General features: G+C 68.8%; 18 protein-coding genes and 1 riboswitch. Of the genes, 11 read left to right on the top strand and 7 right to left on the bottom strand.

From position 1 onward, the window contains the following. Positions 1-45: 45 nt before the first annotated feature. From PMI12_RS04945 to PMI12_RS04935, 3 genes are read left to right on the top strand one after another with little or no spacing between them, the layout of a single operon-like run. Positions 46-1032: a Bug family tripartite tricarboxylate transporter substrate binding protein gene (locus tag PMI12_RS04945; protein WP_042672844.1), complete on the top strand. Its 987-nt coding sequence runs from the start codon at positions 46-48 to the stop codon at positions 1030-1032. Then, positions 1029-1805, top strand: a complete 777-nt coding sequence (locus PMI12_RS04940; RefSeq protein WP_007829739.1) for an enoyl-CoA hydratase/isomerase family protein — start codon at positions 1029-1031, stop codon at positions 1803-1805. The genes PMI12_RS04945 and PMI12_RS04940 overlap by 4 nt, the downstream gene beginning before the upstream one ends. Positions 1806-1822: 17 nt before the next feature. Further along, on the top strand, positions 1823-3361 hold the full coding sequence (locus PMI12_RS04935) for a malonate--CoA ligase (protein ID WP_007829737.1): 1539 nt from the start codon (positions 1823-1825) through the stop codon (positions 3359-3361). A 6-nt stretch (positions 3362-3367) separates the two neighbouring features. Here PMI12_RS04935 and PMI12_RS04930 read toward each other — a convergent pair whose 3' ends face one another. Next, complete coding sequence (locus PMI12_RS04930; RefSeq protein WP_007829734.1) at positions 3368-4432, bottom strand: phenylacetaldoxime dehydratase family protein; 1065 nt, start codon at positions 4430-4432, stop codon at positions 3368-3370. Positions 4433-4449: 17 nt separating this feature from the next. Then, positions 4450-5472 (bottom strand): carbon-nitrogen hydrolase family protein, encoded by a 1023-nt coding sequence (locus PMI12_RS04925; protein WP_007829732.1) that lies wholly within the window; start codon positions 5470-5472, stop codon positions 4450-4452. A 190-nt stretch (positions 5473-5662) separates the two neighbouring features. Here PMI12_RS04925 and PMI12_RS04920 point away from each other — a divergent pair, with 190 nt between their 5' ends. Beyond that, positions 5663-6625, top strand: a complete 963-nt coding sequence (locus PMI12_RS04920; RefSeq protein ID WP_007829730.1) for a helix-turn-helix domain-containing protein — start codon at positions 5663-5665, stop codon at positions 6623-6625. Between the two features lie 12 nt (positions 6626-6637). Here the strand turns inward: PMI12_RS04920 and PMI12_RS04915 are convergent, their stop codons facing one another. From PMI12_RS04915 to PMI12_RS04895, 5 genes are all read right to left on the bottom strand, one after another. After that, positions 6638-7063, bottom strand: coding sequence for a universal stress protein (locus PMI12_RS04915; RefSeq protein WP_007829729.1), 426 nt, complete (start codon positions 7061-7063; stop codon positions 6638-6640). A 77-nt stretch (positions 7064-7140) separates the two neighbouring features. Beyond that, complete coding sequence (locus PMI12_RS04910; protein WP_007829727.1) at positions 7141-7968, bottom strand: sulfite exporter TauE/SafE family protein; 828 nt, start codon at positions 7966-7968, stop codon at positions 7141-7143. Positions 7969-8261: 293 nt separating this feature from the next. After that, entirely contained in the window at positions 8262-8594 is a 333-nt protein-coding gene (locus tag PMI12_RS04905) for a cell division protein ZapA (RefSeq protein ID WP_007829725.1), read from the bottom strand. Next, positions 8591-8815, bottom strand: a complete 225-nt coding sequence (locus PMI12_RS04900; RefSeq protein ID WP_007829722.1) for a hypothetical protein — start codon at positions 8813-8815, stop codon at positions 8591-8593. The genes PMI12_RS04905 and PMI12_RS04900 overlap by 4 nt, the downstream gene beginning before the upstream one ends. A gap of 103 nt (positions 8816-8918) precedes the next feature. Beyond that, complete coding sequence (locus PMI12_RS04895) at positions 8919-10640, bottom strand: ClcB-like voltage-gated chloride channel protein (protein WP_007829721.1); 1722 nt, start codon at positions 10638-10640, stop codon at positions 8919-8921. Between the two features lie 55 nt (positions 10641-10695). Then, a riboswitch (cobalamin riboswitch) is annotated at positions 10696-10954 on the top strand. 88 nt (positions 10955-11042) lie between these two features. Between PMI12_RS04895 and PMI12_RS04890 the strand changes: the two genes are divergently transcribed. The 7 genes from PMI12_RS04890 to cobO all read left to right on the top strand — a co-directional run bounded on the left by PMI12_RS04890 (position 11043) and on the right by cobO (position 18252). Then, positions 11043-12959, top strand: coding sequence for a TonB-dependent receptor domain-containing protein (locus PMI12_RS04890; RefSeq protein ID WP_007829719.1), 1917 nt, complete (start codon positions 11043-11045; stop codon positions 12957-12959). After that, positions 12944-14353 carry a cobyrinate a,c-diamide synthase gene (locus PMI12_RS04885; RefSeq protein ID WP_042672843.1) on the top strand — a complete coding sequence of 470 codons (1410 nt, stop codon included), beginning with the start codon at positions 12944-12946 and terminating at the stop codon, positions 14351-14353. The genes PMI12_RS04890 and PMI12_RS04885 overlap by 16 nt, the downstream gene beginning before the upstream one ends. Further along, complete coding sequence (locus PMI12_RS04880) at positions 14337-14936, top strand: bifunctional adenosylcobinamide kinase/adenosylcobinamide-phosphate guanylyltransferase (RefSeq protein ID WP_007829714.1); 600 nt, start codon at positions 14337-14339, stop codon at positions 14934-14936. Before PMI12_RS04885 ends, PMI12_RS04880 begins: the two co-directional genes overlap by 17 nt. Further along, positions 14933-15802: an ABC transporter substrate-binding protein gene (locus tag PMI12_RS04875; RefSeq protein ID WP_007829713.1), complete on the top strand. Its 870-nt coding sequence runs from the start codon at positions 14933-14935 to the stop codon at positions 15800-15802. Before PMI12_RS04880 ends, PMI12_RS04875 begins: the two co-directional genes overlap by 4 nt. Next, positions 15799-16824 (top strand): FecCD family ABC transporter permease, encoded by a 1026-nt coding sequence (locus tag PMI12_RS04870; protein WP_007829712.1) that lies wholly within the window; start codon positions 15799-15801, stop codon positions 16822-16824. Before PMI12_RS04875 ends, PMI12_RS04870 begins: the two co-directional genes overlap by 4 nt. Beyond that, complete coding sequence (locus PMI12_RS04865) at positions 16821-17603, top strand: ABC transporter ATP-binding protein (RefSeq protein WP_007829711.1); 783 nt, start codon at positions 16821-16823, stop codon at positions 17601-17603. The genes PMI12_RS04870 and PMI12_RS04865 overlap by 4 nt, the downstream gene beginning before the upstream one ends. 79 nt (positions 17604-17682) lie before the next feature. Next, the gene (gene cobO / locus PMI12_RS04860; protein ID WP_007829710.1) at positions 17683-18252 is read left to right on the top strand and encodes a cob(I)yrinic acid a,c-diamide adenosyltransferase; all 570 of its coding nucleotides are present in this window, start codon (positions 17683-17685) and stop codon (positions 18250-18252) included. Positions 18253-18345 lie beyond the last annotated feature (93 nt).

Here is an 18345-nt window from a genome sequence, read left to right as displayed (position 1 = left end):
GCATCGGGCGGCAAGATCCACAACGACAAACTGGAGATGAGACAAATGAATCCAAGCTTTCAACGCCGTGACGTCTTGCGCGCGGCTGCCGCCGGTGCGGCCGTTCTCTGCGGTGCTGCCCGGGCCCAGCAGGGCTGGCCGACGAAACCGGTGACGATGATCGTGCCGTTCCCGGCCGGCGGCGGGACCGATGCGTTCGCGCGGCCGCTCTCGGGCCAGTTCTCGCGCATCGCGGGGCAGACGCTGGTCATCGACAACCGCGGTGGCGCAGGGGGCACACTGGGCGCGAGCATCGCCGCCAAGGCGCCTGCCGATGGCTACACGCTGTTCATGGGCGCGGTGCACCATGCGATCGCGCCGTCGATCTACCCGAAGCTCGACTACGACATCGAGAAAGACTTCGTGCCGCTGATGCTGCTGGCCAACGTGCCGCAGGTGGTGGTGATCAACCCGAAGCGCGTGCAGGTCAACACGGTCCAGGAGTTCATCGCGCTGGCCAAGCGCAACCCCGGCAAGTTCAACTACGGCTCGGCCGGCTCGGGCACCTCGCACCATCTGGCGGGCGAGCTGTTCAAGCTCCAGACAGGCACCTTCATCACCCATATTCCGTACCGCGGCGCGGGCCCGGCACTGTCCGACCTGATCTCGGGCAACGTCGACCTGATGTTCGACGGCCTGGGCTCCTCGGCCCAGCACATCAAGAGTGGCCGCATCAAGGCGCTGATGGTCGCGGGCAGCAAGCGCAACCCCGCCTTCCCCGACGTGCCCTGCGCGGCCGAAGTGGGCCTGCCCGACTACACCGTCACCACGTGGTACGGACTGTGGGCGCCCAAGGGCACGCCAGCCGAAGCGCAGGCGCGCGCGATCGACGACATGAAGAAGGCGCTCGCCACCGATGACCTGAAAGCCATCTGGGCCCAGAACGGCTCCGAGATCCCGAACCTCACCACCACCGCCTACGGCAGCTTCGTCAATGCCGAGATCAGGCGTTGGGCCGCGGTGGTGAAGGCATCGGGCGCCAAGCTCGAATGACCGACAGCTGCATTTCGCTGCGCCGGGAAGGCGCCATCGCGGTCGTCGCTTTGTCGAACCCAGGGCGCCTCAACGCCATGACGCGCGCCATGTGGCGCGAGCTGCGCGCCGTGTTCGACGGCCTCGGCGGTGACGACGATGGCCTGCGCTGCGTCGTCGTGCGCGGCGAGGGCGCAGCCTTTTGCGCGGGTGGCGACATTTCCGAATATCCGTCGTTCCGCTTCGAAGAGCCGAGCCTGCGCGAGTTCCACGAGAACGAAGTGTGGGCCGCGCTGCAGGCCATGCTCGACTGCCCGCTGCCGCTTGTCGCGCAGATCGAGGGCGCCTGCATGGGCGCGGGCGTCGAGATCGCCAGCTGCTGCGACATCCGCCTGGCCGGCGCGTCGGCGAAGTTCGGCGCGCCCATCGCCAGGCTCGGTTTTCCGATGGCACCGCGCGAAGCCGCGCTGGTGCATGGCGCCATCGGCGATGTGCTCGCGCGCGACATGCTGCTGGCCGCCGGCGTGCACGGGGCGCAGCGTCTGTACGACGCGGGCTTTCTGCTGCAGGTGCTGCCGGACAACGAAGTGGCGCTCGCGGTGCAATCCCATGCCGCACGCATCGCCGCGCTCGCGCCGCAGGCCGCACGCCTGCACAAGAAGACCTTTGCCGCGCTGCGTGCCGGCGCCCCATCCGCCCACGGCCTGCTTGCCAGTGCCTACGACTACGCCGACTCCGCGGAGCACCGCGAAGGCATCGCCGCCTTTCTCGCGAAGCGGCCCCCGAATTTCTGAAGAGAAGAAACCGTCCGATGAAGAAGACCGCCAACGCCAACCTGTTCGCCGCCCTGCGCGCGGCATTTCCCGCCGACCTCGACCGCATCGCCGTCGAGACCGACAACGGCCTGCGCTACTCGTGGCGCGACATCGAGCGCGCAAGCGCCATGATCGCGAACCTGCTCGACGCGCTGGGCCTGGAGAAGGGCGCACGCATCGCGGTGCAGGTCGAGAAGTCGGTCGAGGCGATGCTGCTGTACCTTGCCACGCTGCGCGCGGGCTATGTGTTCCTGCCGCTCAACACCGCCTACCAGAGCGCCGAGATCGAATACTTCATCGGCAACGCCGAGCCGGCCGTGGTGGTGTGCACCAGCCGCAGTGCCTCGTGGGTCGCGCCGATTGCCGCCGCGGCGGGTACGAAGCACGTCTTCACGCTGGACGACGACCGCACCGGCACGCTGCTCGAAATGGCCGCGCAGTGCAGCGACCGGCACACGGTGGCGCAGCGCAAGGCCGGCGACATGGCCGCCATCCTCTACACCAGCGGCACCACCGGCCGCAGCAAGGGCGCGATGCTCACGCACGGCAACCTGCTGTCGAACGCCCAGGTGCTGAAGGACTACTGGGGCTGGACCGAAGGCGACGTGCTGATCCACGCGCTGCCCATCTTCCACGTGCATGGCCTGTTCGTGGCGCTGCACGGCGCGCTGCTCAACGGCAGCAAGATGCTGTGGTTCTCGAAGTTCGAGCCGAAGCGCGTCGTCGCGAAGCTGCCCGAGGCGACGGTGTTCATGGGCGTGCCCACGCTGTACGTGCGGCTGCTGGCCGAGCCGGGCCTCACGCGCGAGGCGGTGCGCAACATGCGGCTGTTCGTCGCGGGCTCGGCGCCGCTCCTGATCGAGACCTTCGACGAATGGCGCGAGCGCACCGGCCACACCATCCTCGAGCGCTACGGCATGAGCGAGACGGCCATGCTCACGTCCAACCCCTACAGGCCGGAACAGGGCGAACGCCGCGGCGGCACCGTCGGCTTTGCGCTGCCGGGCGTGCAACTGCGCGTACGCGACGACAGCGGCCGCAGCTGCGCCACCGACGAGATCGGCAACATCGAAGTCAGCGGCCCCAACGTGTTCGCGGGCTACTGGCGCATGCCCGAGAAGACGAAGGAAGAGTTCACCGCCGACGGCTTCTTCAAGACCGGCGACGTGGGCAAGATCGACGGCCGGGGCTACATCACCATCGTCGGGCGCAGCAAGGACCTGATCATCAGCGGTGGCTACAACGTGTACCCGGCGGAGATCGAGGGCTACATCAACGAGATGGCCGGTGTGGCGGAAAGCGCCGTGGTCGGCGTGCCGCACCCCGACTTCGGCGAGGTGGGCGTGGCCATCGTCATTCCCAAGGCGGGCTCTTCGCTCGATGCCGATGCCATCGTGGCCGAGCTCAAGTCGAAGCTCGCGAACTTCAAGATCCCCAAGCGCTGCTTCGTGGTGCCGGAGCTGCCGCGCAACACCATGGGCAAGGTGCAGAAGGCGCTGCTGCGCGCTGAGCACAAGGGGCTGTTCGCCGCCTGAGACTGCCTACGAAGCGGGCGCGAGCCCGTTCATCAGCCCGCTGCCCGCGTGGCAGTTGACGTACTCGTAGCTCTGCTCGTCGGCCTTGAGCACCGACACCTCGTGGTACACGCGCAGCTGCAGCTGGAAGTTCAGCGCCTGCACGTAGCGCATGAAGCTGCCGAAGATCGCGACGTGCGTGGGGTGCGACTCGGCCCAGCGCTCCATATCGGCCAGCGCGCGCCAGTAGCTCAGGCCGAATGACTTCTGCAGTGTCGCTCCCTGCGCGTCGAGGTGGCGCATATAGCGGTTGCTGTAGCAGCCGATGCCCAGCCCTTGGTCGCGCAGGAAGTCCATGCCTTCGCGCAGCACCGGTTCCATGTCCTGCAGGTAGAGCGTGCGTTCCTGGCCGGTGGTCTCGGTCCATTCCTGGCCGGAGCGGATCATCGCGAGGTTCTCGTGGCCCGCGATGCGAACGCGCTGCCCCGGCGCCGGCGTACCCGCGATCACCGCGCGCATGCCCGAGGGCGCCATCGCGTCGGTCTGCGAGAGCGGGATGCGGTCGCGCATCGAACCCCAGTAGCCGTGCTCCTGCAGCTCGCCGCTGACCCCGCCCATCACCACACCGACCCCTTCGAAGCGGTCGGGTGTGTTGAACATGGTCTCGAAGTGCTCGACGCGCGGCGAGGCGATCTCGCGGAAGTAGCCCAGGCCTTCCCTGAGCCGCTCGTCGGAGCGCCACCAGGCGTCGACCGCGGGCGTCGCGCACCAGCGCGCGTAGGCTGCGGGATCGCTCCAATAGGCGATGGCGATCATGTTGTCGAAGCCTTCGGCGTCGACGTAATGCGTCAGGTCGTGATGGCCGGGGCCGTCGGGCAGGGCGAAGTCGCGTGCGATCTTCATCAGCGCGGCGCAGGCACGGCCCTGCATTTCAGCGCCGCGCGACTGCACGCCGAAGTAGCCCATCACCACCTGCTTCACCGCGACCGGGGCCCGCGCCGACCACACGGGGTAGGGCGGCACGTAGTCGTTTTCCACGCGGCGATGGCGCGTGCGGGGGCACTTCAGGTGCTCGTCGATGGCGGATTCCATGGCGTGCCTCCGCTGCTTCAGGCTGAGACCGGCTCGGACACGGCGCCTTCGGGCTCGGCCTTGGGCCCCGGCGACGCCGCCTGCTGCACCACGACCGGTTCGCGGCGCGTCTTATTGAGCAGCAGCTGCGTGACATCGGGCCGCGAGTAGTGGCCGCTGGGGTCGGCGGCAGCCTTGGCGAGAGAGATCATGCCGAGGTCGATGTCCGCAACGACCAGGCCTTCCTCGTCTTCCGCCAAGGGCGTGCCCAGCGGCGAGCCGTCGGGTGCGTAGATGCGCGCATAGCCGCCGCCGGTGCGCAGCATCTGCTGCTTGCCGGCATCGGTGCACATCAGTTCGCTCATGGCCTTCGACACGGTGGCGCAGGGCGCGATCACGAAGCACTGGCCCTCGGCCGCATAGACCTGGCTCGCGGCGTTGTTGACCTCGGGCCCCAGCGCGTAGGCAGCGCCTCGGTACAGCGAGAAGCTCGGCCAGGCGCCGCAGTGGATCTGCTCGTTCTGCGAATACATCGCGTACTTGCTCAGAGGCTGCAGGTGCTCCCAGCACGAGAGCGAACCGATGTTGCCCAGCGGTGTCTCGACCACGGCAAGGTCGGAGCCGTCGCCTTCGCCGAACACCGTGCGCTCCACGTGCGTGGGCTTGAGCTTGCGCCGCGTCTGCACCGTGTCGCCCTGGTCGTCGATGAGCGCCTGTGCGATGTAGAGGCTGCCCGCGGCCTTCTCGCTGTAGCCCAGCGACACCCAGATCCCGAGCTTGCGCGCGGCCTCCCTGACGCGGTCGAACTCGGCCGAACCGACCACCAGCGAGTTGTCGTGATAGCGCTGCACGAACTGCATGCCCCAGGCCGGCGAGTCGAGCCAGATCCACCATGGGTAGCCGGGCACCCAGGTCTCGGGAAAGGCGACGAGCTTCACGCCCTGTTTCGCGGCCTGCGCCATGAGGTCGATGGTCTTGTCGATGGTGCCGTCGAGGTCGAGGAACACGGGCGAGGCTTGTACTGCTGCAACGCGCAGCTTGGGATGAACGGTGGTCGGCATGAAGCTTCTCCAGATGCAATGGAAGTAACGGGGCGTGGGCCGCAAGCACCGGGTTTGCGCTGTGGCATGCGGGTTGCTTGAAGCGTAGATTCGCGCCGCCGGAACGCCTTGACCCGGTTTGGCGGCGTTCTTGTTCCAGCGTTGCATGCCTTGCCTGCTCCTGCTGTCCAGGCTTTCCGAGGAACCCCCGATGACCCAGTTGCTCAGCACCGACGCCGTCCCGCGCGACCAGCGGCTCGCCTACTGGACCGACATGATCTGCAACGTCTACGTGCAGCTCGGCTGCGACCCGGTGCGCGAGGGCGAGGCCGGCGATTTCGAAGGCAGCATCCGCCAGCACACGCTGCCCGGGCTCGACGTGTCGGTCGTCACCTCGGGGCCGCAGAAGGTGATGCGCACGCCGGGGCATATCTCGCATTCCAGCGACGACTACTTCCTCGTGAGCATCCAGGCGCGCGGCCAGGGCGTGGTGCGGCAGGACGGCCGCGATGCGGTGCTGTCGGCCGGCGACTTCGCGCTGTACGACAGCACGCGGCCCTACCAACTGCTGTTCGACCAGTCCTTCGAGCAGATCGTGCTCAAGCTGCCCGGCGAGCGCCTGCGCAGCGAGCTGCGCGACACCGAGGCGCTGACGGCCACCACGGTTTCGGGACGCGAAGGCGCGGGGCACCTGCTGCTGAGCATGATCCGCACGCTGCGTGAGGACATCGACACGCTGCAGCCGGCATCGGCCCTCGCGGTGGCCAACGGCGTGCAGAACATCCTGGTGGCCGGGCTGCAGACCTTGCCGGTGGCGAGCGCGCCTTCGCTGAGCAATCTCGCGGCTTACCACCTCGCGCGCGTGAAGCGGCGCATCGACGAGCAGCTAGCCGATCCATCGCTGTCGGTGAGCACGCTGGCGGCCGGGCTGGGCGCGTCGGTGAGCCACGTCCACCGCGTGTTCAAGAGCGAGCCGCTCACGCCCTCGCAGTACATCTGGGAGCGCAGGCTGGAGGCATGCAGCCGCGACCTGCTGGAGCCGCGCCTCGCGGGCCGCCCCGTGGCCGACATCGCCTACAGCCGGGGATTCAACGACGCGGCGCATTTCAGCCGCGCGTTCAAGGAGCGCTTCGGCTGCTCGCCGCGCGAATGGCGGCAGCAGCGCACGCAGTAGCGACGAAGAAAACTACTGCACCAGCAGCACCGTGGTGTTCGTCTCGGCGATCACCTTGGTGGCGACCGAGCCCATCAGCGCGCGGCCGAAGATGCCATGGCCGTGGGTGCCGAGCACGATCAGCCCCGCTTGCGCTGCAGTGGCCGACTTGAGGATTTCCTCGGCCACGTGGCCGTGGCGCGATTCCACCGTGTAGTTGCTCACGCCGCTCTCGGCGAACAGCGCCTTCACGGGGTCGAGCACCTTGGCACTTTCCTCCGCGTAGTAGTCCGCGACGATCTCCTTGCTCAGGTGGCGCGAGACGTGGCCCGAGATGCCGGTGCACACGTTCACCACCACCAGCTGATGCCCGTCCACGAACATGCCCCGGTTGGACAACAGGTAGTCGAGCGCCTTGCGGGTGTAGGCGCTGCCATCGACGGCGATGAGGATTTTCATGAGGCCGTTATACGGCGCGGTCCTTCGCGCCGCAATGGGACGGACCTCGGGCGCGAAGGGCTTTTTCGCCCGACGGATCAGCCGTGCAGCCCCTTCCAGAGCATGTAGGCCGCCAGCAGGTACAGGATGCTCGCGAACACGCGCTTGAGCTTCCTCACCGGCAGGCTGTGCGCGGCCTTCGCGCCCAACGGCGCGGTGAACACGCTGCAAATGGCGATCACAGCCAGCGCGGGCAGCCAGATGTAGCCGAAGGAGCCCGCCGGCAAGCCCTGCACCGACTGGCCGCTGACCGCATAGCCGAGCACGTTCGCCACTGCGATCGGAAAGCCCAGCGCCGCGCTGGTCGCCACCGCGTTGTGGATCGACACGTTGCACCACGTCATGAACGGCACGCTGATGAAGCCGCCGCCCGCGCCCACGAGGCCCGAGATGAAGCCGATCACACCGCCCGCCGCGAGCTGGCCGCCCGCACCCGGCATCTGCCGTGTAGGCGCGGGCTTCTTGTCGAGGAACATCTGCGTGGCCGAGAAGCCCACGAACAGCGCGAAGAAGATGGCGAGCGCCGTGCCCTTGAGCAGCGAGAACACGCCGAGGCTGCCCACCAGGCTGCCGATGACGATGCCGGGCGCGAGCCGCCGCACGATGTCCCAGCGCACCGCGCCGCGCTTGTGATGCGCGCGCACGCTCGACACCGACGTGAAGATGATCGTCGCCATCGAGGTCGCGATCGCCATCTTCACCGCGAGGTCGGCCGGCACGCCGCGATGGCCCATGATGATCGTGATGAACGGCACCATCAGCATGCCGCCGCCGATGCCCAGCAGGCCCGCGAGAAAACCGGTGCCAAGGCCCAGGGCGGCGAGTTCGGCAATCAGGATGGGGTCGAGCAGGGCAGCGAAGTTCACGGGAAGGTCAGGCGAGGGGAGTTTGGAAAAAGCAACGGCCCCATGCAGTGGATGCAGGGGGCCGTGGCAGGAATAGGTGTCTGCAGGTGATGTGCCGGACCCGCATCCTGAACCAGGGTTCAGGTGGGCGAGGGCAGCAGGACTTCGGGTTCATCTGACGCGAGATGATCACGCCCGTCGAGCGATGTACCAAGCCCGGCTCCGGAGAGCATTGGAACAAGGAAATATTAAGCCCGACACAGTCTGCAGACGGAGTGGATTTTACGCTTCGTCTGTCTCCCTGCGGGATTCATTCAGAGTAAATGTCCATCGCCGGCCAGGGCCTGATCGAGTCTTTGAATGAGTTGCGCGGCCTTCGGGTCGGCATCGCCGCTGTCTGCTGTGGCGGCAACGGCGGGCGCCGCCATTGGTGCGGCTGCGGCCTGCTGCTGTGCCGCCAGATCGAACGCCAGGTTCAGCGAGGCCAGCACCGCGATGCGATCGCGGGCCTTGACTTTTCCCGCATCGCGGATCTTGCACATGGCCGCGTCCACGCGTTCGACGGCTTCGCGCAGCTGCGCCTCGCCGCCATCGGGGCAGCCGAGCAGATAGCTCTGGCCCATGATCTGTACTTCAATCTGCTTCATGCGGGGGAATCTTCGGAAGGTGGTTCAGCCGGCAGCCGTTCGAGCAGGGCATCGAGACGCGTGCGAGCCGCGGCGAGGCGCGACTTCAGGCCGTCGCGTTCGCGCGTGAGCGCATCGACCTGCTCCTGCAGCAACGCATTGGTGCGTTGCACCTCTTCGTGACGCACGAGCAGTCGTTCAACACGCTCGGCGATCTGGTCGATGGGGCTGGAGGCGGGCATGGTTGGCGATTGTAGTTTCACGGGGAGGCGGTCCCGCCGAGGCCTGGCGCGGCACGCGGCGCAATCCGGATTCTGCGACCTCGCAGTCCGTCGATCAAACCTTTCATGGCTCGCTCAGCCGCACGTAGGTGGCGAGCAGCGCGCTCTTCGCTGCCACGCCCAGCAGCACCGGGTTGGCCGTGCTCTCGATCACCGGCAGCCGCTCGCCCAGGTGGTCCAGGAAGCGCTGAAGCGCTTCGCCCAGGCCAGTGTCGGCGGTCAGCGGCAGGATGGCCTGTGAGAGCAAGGCGCTCGCGGTCGTCTCGGCAGGTGCCGTACCAAGAGCCGACAGCGGCACCACGCCGAGATAGCGGTTGTCCGCATCGACCACGTACAGGTACTTCACGGGGTGCTGCAGGAAGAGCTTGCTCATCGCCTCGCGGTCCGCCTCGGGCCTGACCACCGTTTCGGCCGGCTGCACCAGGTCGCGCATGTGCAGCCCGCGCAAGCGCATCTGTGCGTCGCGCTGTTCGTTGCGGCGCAGGGTGATCTCGTACATCGAGCCGGCGTTGGCCGAGCGCGCGACGAAATATGCGATGACGCTCGCCGCCATCAGCGGCAGCATGACCTGGTAGCTCAGCGTCATCTCGAAGATCATCAGGATCGCCATCAGCGGCGCCTGCGTCGCGCCCGCCAGGAACGCACCCATGCCGACGATGGCATAGGCGAACGGCGCCGAGCTTGCGGCCGGCCACAGCGCCTGTACGCCCTGGCCGAACAGCGCACCCACCATGCAGCCGAAGAACAGCGCGGGCGTGAACACGCCGCCCACCGCGCCCGAACCGGCCGTGGCCAGCGTGGCGACCGCCTTGGCTGCCAGCACCATCGCGATCAACGTCCACGGCCAGGGCGTGTGCAGCACCGCATTGACCACGCTGTAGCCGTTGCCCCAGACCTCGGGCACGGGCACAGACACCACGCCCATCACCAAGCCGCCCAAAGCCAGCCGCCACGGCAGCGTCAGCAGCAATCGCGAGAACAGTGCGCGGCTGCCCTGCAGCGCACGCAGGAAGCCGACCGCGGCAAAGCCCAGCAGCACGCCGAGCACGCAGAACAGCATGACGTCGGCGCCATGGATCTCCGGGAACGCCGGCATCCTGTACGGCGGCTGGTAGCCGGGCAGCGCCCGCATCGCCACGTTGGCGACCACCGAGGCGATGATGATCGGCCCCACGTTCTCCATTGCGATCGAGCCCAGCACGATCTCGGCGACGAAGAAGGCGCCGGCGATGGGCGCGTTGTAGGCCGCGGTCAGGCCCGCCGCCGCGCCGCAGGCCACCAGCAGCCGCAGCCGCTCGGCCGGAAAGCGGAACACCCGCCCCAACAGCGAAGCCGCCAGCGCCGCCAGCTGCACCATCGAGCCCTCGCGCCCGATGGAGCCGCCGCTGCCGATGCTCACCAGCGACGACGCACTGCGCGCCAGCGTCTGCGCCACCGGGATGCGTCCGTCGCCGAGCACGATGGCTTCCATGTAGTCGGAGGTGGCGCTGCGCTGCGCGACGCGTTTCGCCAGCACGAGCAGCAGCCCGGCCACCAGCCCGCCCAGCGTGGGGCAGGCAACGCGCGCCCACCACGGCAGGTGCTTCGCCATCGCCACCAGCCCTTCGCCCGGCCCGAGCACCAGGTGCTCGAAGGCAAGGAGCGCCGCGCGGAAGACTTCGGTCGCCAGCGTGCCCAGCAGGCCGGCCCCGATGGACCACAGCAGCATCGACTGCCAGCCCGAGATGCCGAAGAGACGCTGCAGCGCCGAACGAAGATCCAGGAAAACCGAGGCGGGCCGCATCATGGCCGCCGATGTTAGCGGCGACCGCAACTTTCGAATTAACCGGCCGCCGGCAGGCTCTAAAATCCCGCCCGTTGGTGCCTGCGGCGTGGTTCACGCGCCGCGGTTCAACGGGAAGCAGGAGTGGATGCCCCGACCTCACCAGGTCGGAACAAGGCCGAAGCCGCCTGCGCTGCCCCCGCAACGGTCAAGCAGACGGCGCCGCAAGGCGCCAACCCCTTTCCATCGAAGCCACTGGGTGCCCTGAAACAGGCGCCTGGGAAGGCGGCAGGGGTCGTTCTGCCAGCCCGGATACCGGCCAACAAGGCGGCTGCCGCATGCGTGATCGTTGCATGGGGCGGCCATGGCGCCCAGGCGCCGGCGGGGAGGCCGGCGAGGGGTATTGACGTTCGTTCGGCTCATTCCATGATTTCCCACGTTTGCTTTTCTCGCGGCCGCGCTCCTGCGCGCCGTTTCCGCCACGCCTGCCTGCCGCTGGCGCTGGCTACCGCCTTCGGCGGCCTGGCCCATGCACAGGAGGCCCCCACGCTCGGCGAAACGGTGGTCACGGCCAACCGCACGCCGCAGGCGCTGTCGGACCTGGTGGGCGACGTGTCCATCGTCGACCGGCAAACCATCGAGCGCAGCGGCGCGACCGGCGTGGCCGACGTTCTCTCGCGCCTGCCCGGCATCGAGATCTCGCGCTCGGGCGGCTTGGGCAACGCCACCAGCCTGTACATCCGCGGCGCGGAAACGCGCTTCACGGCGGTCTACCTCGACGGCGTGCGCATCGACTCGCAATCGACCGGAGGCGCCGGCTGGGAAGGCATTCCGCTCTCGCAGATCGACCGCATCGAAGTGCTGCGCGGCCCGGCCGCCGCGGTCTATGGCTCGGATGCCATCGGCGGCGTGATCCAGCTCTTCACCAGGCGCGGCGAAGAGGGTGTGGCGCCTTACGCGGGCATCGGCTTCGGCAGCAACGGCCTGCGCAAGATCGAAGGCGGCGTGAGCGGCAAGTCGGGCCTGTTCGACTATTCGTTCGGCGTGGCGCATGAGGAAAGCAAGGGCTACAACGTGCAGCCCGCCAACAAGCGCAACGTGGTCAAGGACGGCTACGCCAGCCCCGACCGCGACGGCTACACCAGCACCTCGGGCAACGTGAAGCTGGGCTTCCAGATCACGCCCGACCAGCGCATCGATGCCACGCTGCTCACCAGCGAGATCAAGGCCGGCTACGACGCCGCCGTGTCCTACAGGACCAGGCCGCCGATCCTGTTTCGCGACGACGAGTCGACCAATACCCTGCGCACCGCCGGCCTGACCTGGTCAGCCAAGTGGAACGACGTCTACAGCACCCGCGTGCAGGTGACCGATTCGCAGTCGGTCTACAAGACGCAGCCTTCGTTCTACCGCACCGAAACCAACCTGCGCGGCTACCTGTTCCAGAACGAGTTCCGCTTCGGCCCGCACCTGGTGACGGCCACGCTCGAACGCCGCGAGGACGCACTCGAAAACGCGCCCACCACTACATCCAAGCTGCTGTCGCGCGATCGTTCGCAGGATGCGATTTCGCTCGGCTACGGCTTCGTGCAGGGCCCGCATTCGCTGCAGCTGCACGTGCGCCACGACAAGGACAGCGAGTTCGGCGGCAAGACCACCGGCAGCGCGGCCTACGGCTATGCCATCACGCCATCGCTGCGCTTCACGGCTTCTGCGGGCACGGCCTTCCGCGTGCCCACGCTGTATCAGCGCTTCAGTGAATTCGGCTTGGCCACGCTCAAGCCGGAATCGAGCCGCAACGCCGAGCTGGGCCTGCAGTTCACCGAAGGCGCCACGCAGGCGGGCATCGTCGTCTACAGCAGCCGCGTGCGCAACCTGATCGGGTTCGATGGAACGGCCAAGGGCTGCGCCTCCTCGTTCGGCTGCTACTCGAGCACCGCGCGCGCCCGCTACCAGGGCGTCACGTTGTCGGGCAGCCAGCGCTTGGGCGACGTCACGCTGCGCAGTTCGTTCGACTTCCAGGACCCGCGCGACCTCGCCACCCACAACCTGCTGGCCCGCCGCGCGCAGCGCCACGCCACCCTGGGCGCCGACTGGCGCATTGCCGGCTGGACGCTGGGCGCCGAGGTGCAGACATCGAGCCGCCGCTACGACGATGCAGCCAACAGCGTGAAGCTCGGCGGCTACACCGTGCTGAACCTGTCGGCCTCCACGCAGATCACGCGTGACCTCAACCTCGTGGCGCGCGTTGACAATGTGGGCAACAAGGACTACCAGTACGCGCGGCTGTACGCCAATGCCGGCCGCACTGCGTACGTCGGTCTCAAGTGGACGCCTCACTAAGCCAACCCTCGCCACGAAGCGGCGCCGCCGGTGCCGAGGCGGCCTCGTGCGCCGCCGTGCTGGTGGCTGCCCCGGCCTCGGGGCAGGGCAAGACCACCGTCGCGGCGGCGCTCGCGCGGCTGCATGCGCGCCAGGGCCGCCGGGTGCGCGCTTTCAAGTGCGGGCCCGATTTCCTCGATCCGCACTGGCTGGCGCTGGCCACCGGCGCGCCGGTGCATTCGCTCGACCTCTGGATGACCGGCGAGGCCGATTGCCGGGCGCGCCTGCGCGCCGCAGCGGCCGAATGCGACCTGCTGATCGTCGAAGGCGTGATGGGTCTGTTCGACGGCACGCCCAGCGCGGCCGACCTTGCCGAGCGTTTCGGCCTGCCGGTGCTCGCGGTGATCGATGCGCACGCCATGGCCGGTACCTTCGGCGCGCTGGCCTACGGGCTGCAGAACTTCCGGCCCGGATTGCCGTGGGCTGGCGTGCTGGCGAATCGGGTGGCCAGCGAAAGGCATGCGGGCATGCTGAAGGACGCATTGCGCGAGCCTTCGCAATGGCTCGGCGCCTTGCCGCGCGACGCAGGCTTCACGCTGCCCGAGCGGCACCTGGGCCTCGTTGCCGCCACCGAACTCGGCGATGCGATGGCGCGGCTCGATGCGGCGGCCGATGTGCTGGCCGCCACGCCGCTCGGCAGGATGCAGGCCAGTCAGCTGCCGCAGGTGCGCTTCGAAGCGACTGAACCTGAAGCAGCGATCCCGGCGTTGCTGGCCGGGCGCACCATCGCCATCGCGCGCGATGCGGCCTTCTCGTTCATCTATCCCGCGAACCTCGACGTGCTCACTGCGCTGGGCGCGCGGCTCTCCTTCTTCTCGCCACTTGCGGGCGATGCCCTGCCGGCCTGCGACGCCGTCTGGCTGCCCGGCGGCTATCCCGAGCTGCACGCTGAAGCGCTGGCCGCCTGCGCAACGATGCGCGAATCGCTCGCCGCGCATGCTGCATTGGGCAAGCCGGTCTGGGCCGAGTGCGGCGGCATGATGGCGCTGTTCGACGAACTGGCCACGCAGGACGATGCACAGGTCCACCGTCTCTGGGGCCTGCTGCCCGGCCGCGTGACGATGCAGAAGCGGCTCGCCGGCCTCGGACCCCAGCAGCTCACGCTCGGCAGCGACACCTTGCGCGGCCACACCTTCCACTATTCGCGCTGCGAAACGACGCTCGCGCCTGCCGCCCACACGGCCCGGCCCGGCGCAACGCAGGCCGTGGGCGCGCGCAGCGGCGAGGCGCTGTACGTGCACGGCCCGGTGCGCGCGAGCTATTTCCACGCGTGGTTTGCCTCCAGTCCGCAAGCCACGGCCCGCCTTTTCGGCGCCATGCCCATCGATTTGGAGAGCCATGCCGCAACCGAGTAAGCCGAAGACCGCCGAGCACGAATTCATCCTGGGCGGCCAGAAGAGCGGCAAGTCGCGTCGGGCAGAGCAGCGCGCCATCGACTGGATCGCCGCCGAGCCTCGCACGCACCGCGCCGTGCTGATCGCCACCGCGCAGGCTTACGACGACGAGATGCTGGAGCGCATCGTGCGCCACCAGGCCGACCGTGCCGAGCGCGTGCCCGGCATGCGCACCATCGAGGAGCCGATCGAACTCGCGCGCGCCGTCGTCACGCAGAGTTCGCCCGAGACGCTGGTCGTGATCGACTGCCTCACGCTGTGGCTCACCAACCTGCTGATGCCGATGCCCTCCGAAGACGCTCGGCCCGTGACACGCACCCCGGCAACGCACGTGGCGATGCTGCTGGCCGCGCTGCGCGAGGCGCGCGGGCCGGTGGTACTGGTCGGCAACGAGATCGGACTGGGCGTGATTCCGCTGGGCCGCGAGACGCGCGCCTTCGTCGACGCACTCGGCCGGCTCAACCAGGACGTGGCCGCCGCCTGCGGCCGCGTCACGCTGATGGCGGCCGGACTGCCGCTGAGTCTGAAGGCACCTGCTGCATGAAGAAGATCCGTAGTCCGCTGGCGGCATTCGGCCTCGCCTTTTTCGCCCTGGCCGCGCACGCACTCGACCTGGTCGACGAGCGCGGCGTTTCCGTGAGCCTCCCGCAACCACCGCAGCGCATCGTCTCGCTGCTGCCGGCGCTGACCGAATCGGTCTGCGCGCTCGGCGCCTGCGGCCGGCTGGTGGGCGTCGACCGCTACTCCAACTGGCCCGAACAGGTGAGGGCGCTGCCCCAGCTCGGCGGCGGCATCGACCCGAACGTGGAAGCCATCGCCGCGCTCAGGCCCGACGCGGTGCTGCTCGCCAAGTCGTCGCGCGTCACGCAGCGGCTCGAAGCGCTGGGCCTGAAGGTGCTGGTGCTCGAACCCAAGAGCCACGCCGATGTGCAGCGCGTGCTCGACAAGCTCGACCAGGTGCTCGGCACGCATGAAGCGCCCAAGGTTTGGCGCGTGATCGATGCCAGCGTGTCGGCCGCCGCGCAGTCGGTGCCCGCGAGTGCGAAGGGGTTGCGTGTGTATTTCGAAGTGAACAGCGCGCCGTATGCGGCGGGCGAGTCGTCGTTCATCGGCGAGACGCTCAAGCGGCTCGGAGAGAGGAACATCGTGCCGGCATCGCTGGGGCCGTTTCCCAAGCTCAACCCCGAGTACGTGGTGCGCGCGAATCCCGATCTCATCATGGTCAGCGTGCGCAGTGCGCAAGGGCTGGAGCAGCGCCCCGGCTGGGCCGGCATCCGCGCGGTGCGCGAAGGCCGCATCTGCCGCTTCGACGCTGCGCAATCCGACGTGCTCGTGCGCCCCGGCCCGCGCATGGACGAGGCTGCGCGCCTGATGGCGCAGTGCCTGAGCGACAAGGGCGGCAAGCGGTGAACGCGGCGCTCAGGCATACGGCCCACCTGCGCCGCGTCTTGCTGCTCGGCGCGGGCCTGCTGGTACTCGGCGCCGCGCTGATGGTGCTGGGGCTGGGCATCGGCAGCACCGGTTTCGAAAGCCTGTTCGCGGCGCGGCACGACCCGGTGGCGCTGCAGATCGTGTGGGAGATCCGCCTGCCGCGCACGCTCGGTGCATGGCTGGCCGGCGCGCTGCTGGGGCTGGCGGGTGCGGTCGCGCAGGGGCTGTTCCGCAACCCGCTGGCCGATCCGTACCTGCTGGGCAGTGCCTCGGGCGCTTCGCTCGGCGTGGCACTGGCGCTGCTGATGTTCGGCGGCTCGGCCGCCAGCACGCAGTGGGTGATGCGGCTCGGGCTGACCGGCGCGGCCTTCCTCGGTGCGGTGCTGGCGGTGATGCTCACGCTGATGCTGGCGCGCGGCGTGCAGCAGACGCTGCGGCTGCTGCTGGCCGGCGTGATCGTCGGCGTGGTGCTCGGCGCCGCGAAAGACCTCATCACCATCGCCTCGGCCGACATCCTCCAGGCCATCCAGGGCTTCATCCTGGGCAGCACCGGCCTCGTCGGCTGGAGCGCCTGCGCGGTGATGGCCATGGTCGGCGCGGTCTGCCTGCTGCTGGCCTGGGCGCTGGCGCCGGTGCTCGACGGGCTCGCGCTCGGCGAGGCCACGGCGCGCAGCCTGGGCCTGCCGCTGGGCGCGATGCGCGCGGCGCTGGTCGTGGTGCTGGCGTTGGCCACGGGTGCGGCGGTGGCGCAGACCGGGTTGATCGCCTTCGTCGGCCTGGCCGCGCCGCACCTCGTGCGCTCGGTCGTCAAGACCACGCACGCGCGGTTGATCGTCCTGTCGGCGCTGATGGGCGGCTTGCTGCTGATGGCGGCCGACCTGCTGGCGCGCTGGCTGATCGCGCCGCAGGAACTGCCGGTGGGCGTGCTCACGGCGGTGCTGGGCGGCAGCTACCTGCTGTGGCTGATGCACCGACGCGGCGCACGGAGTGGCGTGGCATGAGCGAGCGGCACACACCGGCCCTCGAAGCACACCGCGTGAGCGCTACGCTGGGCGCTACCGAGGTGCTGCACGACATCGACCTGCAGCTGTCCACCGCCCGCTGGACCAGCATCGTCGGCCCGAACGGCGCGGGCAAGTCGACGCTGCTCAAGGCGCTCGCGGGCCTGCTCGCACACCGCGGCGAGGTGCGGCTCTTCGGCGAGGCGCAGGCCAAGGTGCCGGCGCGCATCCGCGCCCAGCGCCTCTCGTGGCTGGGCCAGAGCGGCACGGGCGAGGGCAGCGCCGACGATCTGATGGTCTACGACGTCGCCATGCTCGGCCGCTTGCCGCACCAACGCTGGCTGGCTGCGCCCAGTACCGCCGACCGCGAGGCCGTGGAGCGTGCCCTGCGCAGCACGCAGGCCTGGGACTGGCGCGATCGTCCGCTGGGCCAGCTTTCCGGTGGCGAGCGCCAGCGCGTGCTGCTGGCGCGCGCGCTCGCGGTCGAGGCCGAACTGCTGCTGATGGACGAGCCGCTCGCCAACCTCGACCCTCCGCACCAGGCGGACTGGATGCAGACTGCGCGCGCGCTTGTCGCCGAGGGCCGCACCGTGGTCAGCGTGCTGCACGAGCTGCCGATGGCACTGGCCGCCGACGAGCTCGTCGTGATGGACCGCGGCCGCGTGGTTCATCATGGCGGCTGCGGCGACCCCACTACTCACGCCGCACTGGAACAGGTGTTCGACCACCGCATCCGCGTGCACCGGGTGGCGGACCAGTGGATTGCGTTGCCGCTATGACGTGCGCTGTGTTTTTTGCGCGTTGTTCGGGGTGCGCGCACACCCCGAAACAGCAGCCCCGAAACTGACAAGAGAACCCATGCAAATAGAAGCCCCTCCCAGCGAGAAGCCCTACGAGAAGCCCGAAGGCGAACGCCGCGGCCTCGTCATCGTCAACACCGGCGACGGCAAGGGCAAGAGCACCGCGGCCTTCGGCCTTGCGCTGCGCGCGCACGGCCGCGGCAAGGCCGTGAAGATCTACCAGTTCATGAAGGTGCCATCGGCGCGCTTCGGCGAGCACCGCATGTTCGAACAGATCGGCATCCCGATCGAAGGCCTCGGCGACGGCTTCAGCTGGAAGAGCCAGGACCTCGAACGTTCGGGCCAGCTCGCGCGCGACGGCTGGGAGAAGGCCAGGGCGGCGATCCTGTCGGGCGAGCACTTCCTCGTGGTGCTCGACGAAATCACCTACCCGCTGATCTATGGCTGGCTACCGCTCGAAGGCGTGCTCGAAACATTGCGAGCGCGGCCCAAGCATGTGCATGTGGTCCTCACGGGGCGGCGCTGCCCGCCGGAGATCATCGAGCTGGCCGATACCGTGACCGAGATGACGCTCGTCAAGCATGCCTTCAAGGCGGGCATCCCGGCGCAGCGCGGCATCGAGGACTGAGGTGAATAGCTGTCGTCGTCGTCGTTCGGGGCGCGATCACGCCGACGGGGTACCTTGCTCCGCGAATGTCCCCCGGCCTGCGGCCTCCTCCTT

This window comes from Variovorax sp. CF313, assembly GCF_000282635.1.
Taxonomy (GTDB): domain Bacteria; phylum Pseudomonadota; class Gammaproteobacteria; order Burkholderiales; family Burkholderiaceae_C; genus Variovorax.
This window is presented reverse-complemented; position numbering and strand designations above follow the sequence as displayed.

What these genes read in the sequence shown, in the direction of transcription:
- PMI12_RS04935 (WP_007829737.1), top strand. Translation starts at nt 1,823, where the DNA reads ATGAAGAAGACCGCCAACGCCAACCTGTTCGCCGCCCTGCGCGCGGCA.
- PMI12_RS04880 (WP_007829714.1), top strand. Translation starts at nt 14,337, where the DNA reads ATGCCGCAACCGAGTAAGCCGAAGACCGCCGAGCACGAATTCATCCTG.
- PMI12_RS04905 (WP_007829725.1), bottom strand. Translation starts at nt 8,594, where the DNA reads ATGAAGCAGATTGAAGTACAGATCATGGGCCAGAGCTATCTGCTCGGC.
- PMI12_RS04875 (WP_007829713.1), top strand. Translation starts at nt 14,933, where the DNA reads ATGAAGAAGATCCGTAGTCCGCTGGCGGCATTCGGCCTCGCCTTTTTC.
- PMI12_RS04915 (WP_007829729.1), bottom strand. Translation starts at nt 7,063, where the DNA reads ATGAAAATCCTCATCGCCGTCGATGGCAGCGCCTACACCCGCAAGGCG.
- PMI12_RS04930 (WP_007829734.1), bottom strand. Translation starts at nt 4,432, where the DNA reads ATGGAATCCGCCATCGACGAGCACCTGAAGTGCCCCCGCACGCGCCAT.
- PMI12_RS04900 (WP_007829722.1), bottom strand. Translation starts at nt 8,815, where the DNA reads ATGCCCGCCTCCAGCCCCATCGACCAGATCGCCGAGCGTGTTGAACGA.
- PMI12_RS04940 (WP_007829739.1), top strand. Translation starts at nt 1,029, where the DNA reads ATGACCGACAGCTGCATTTCGCTGCGCCGGGAAGGCGCCATCGCGGTC.
- PMI12_RS04945 (WP_042672844.1), top strand. Translation starts at nt 46, where the DNA reads ATGAATCCAAGCTTTCAACGCCGTGACGTCTTGCGCGCGGCTGCCGCC.
- cobO (WP_007829710.1), top strand. Translation starts at nt 17,683, where the DNA reads ATGCAAATAGAAGCCCCTCCCAGCGAGAAGCCCTACGAGAAGCCCGAA.
- PMI12_RS04895 (WP_007829721.1), bottom strand. Translation starts at nt 10,640, where the DNA reads ATGATGCGGCCCGCCTCGGTTTTCCTGGATCTTCGTTCGGCGCTGCAG.
- PMI12_RS04890 (WP_007829719.1), top strand. Translation starts at nt 11,043, where the DNA reads ATGATTTCCCACGTTTGCTTTTCTCGCGGCCGCGCTCCTGCGCGCCGT.
- PMI12_RS04925 (WP_007829732.1), bottom strand. Translation starts at nt 5,472, where the DNA reads ATGCCGACCACCGTTCATCCCAAGCTGCGCGTTGCAGCAGTACAAGCC.
- PMI12_RS04865 (WP_007829711.1), top strand. Translation starts at nt 16,821, where the DNA reads ATGAGCGAGCGGCACACACCGGCCCTCGAAGCACACCGCGTGAGCGCT.
- PMI12_RS04920 (WP_007829730.1), top strand. Translation starts at nt 5,663, where the DNA reads ATGACCCAGTTGCTCAGCACCGACGCCGTCCCGCGCGACCAGCGGCTC.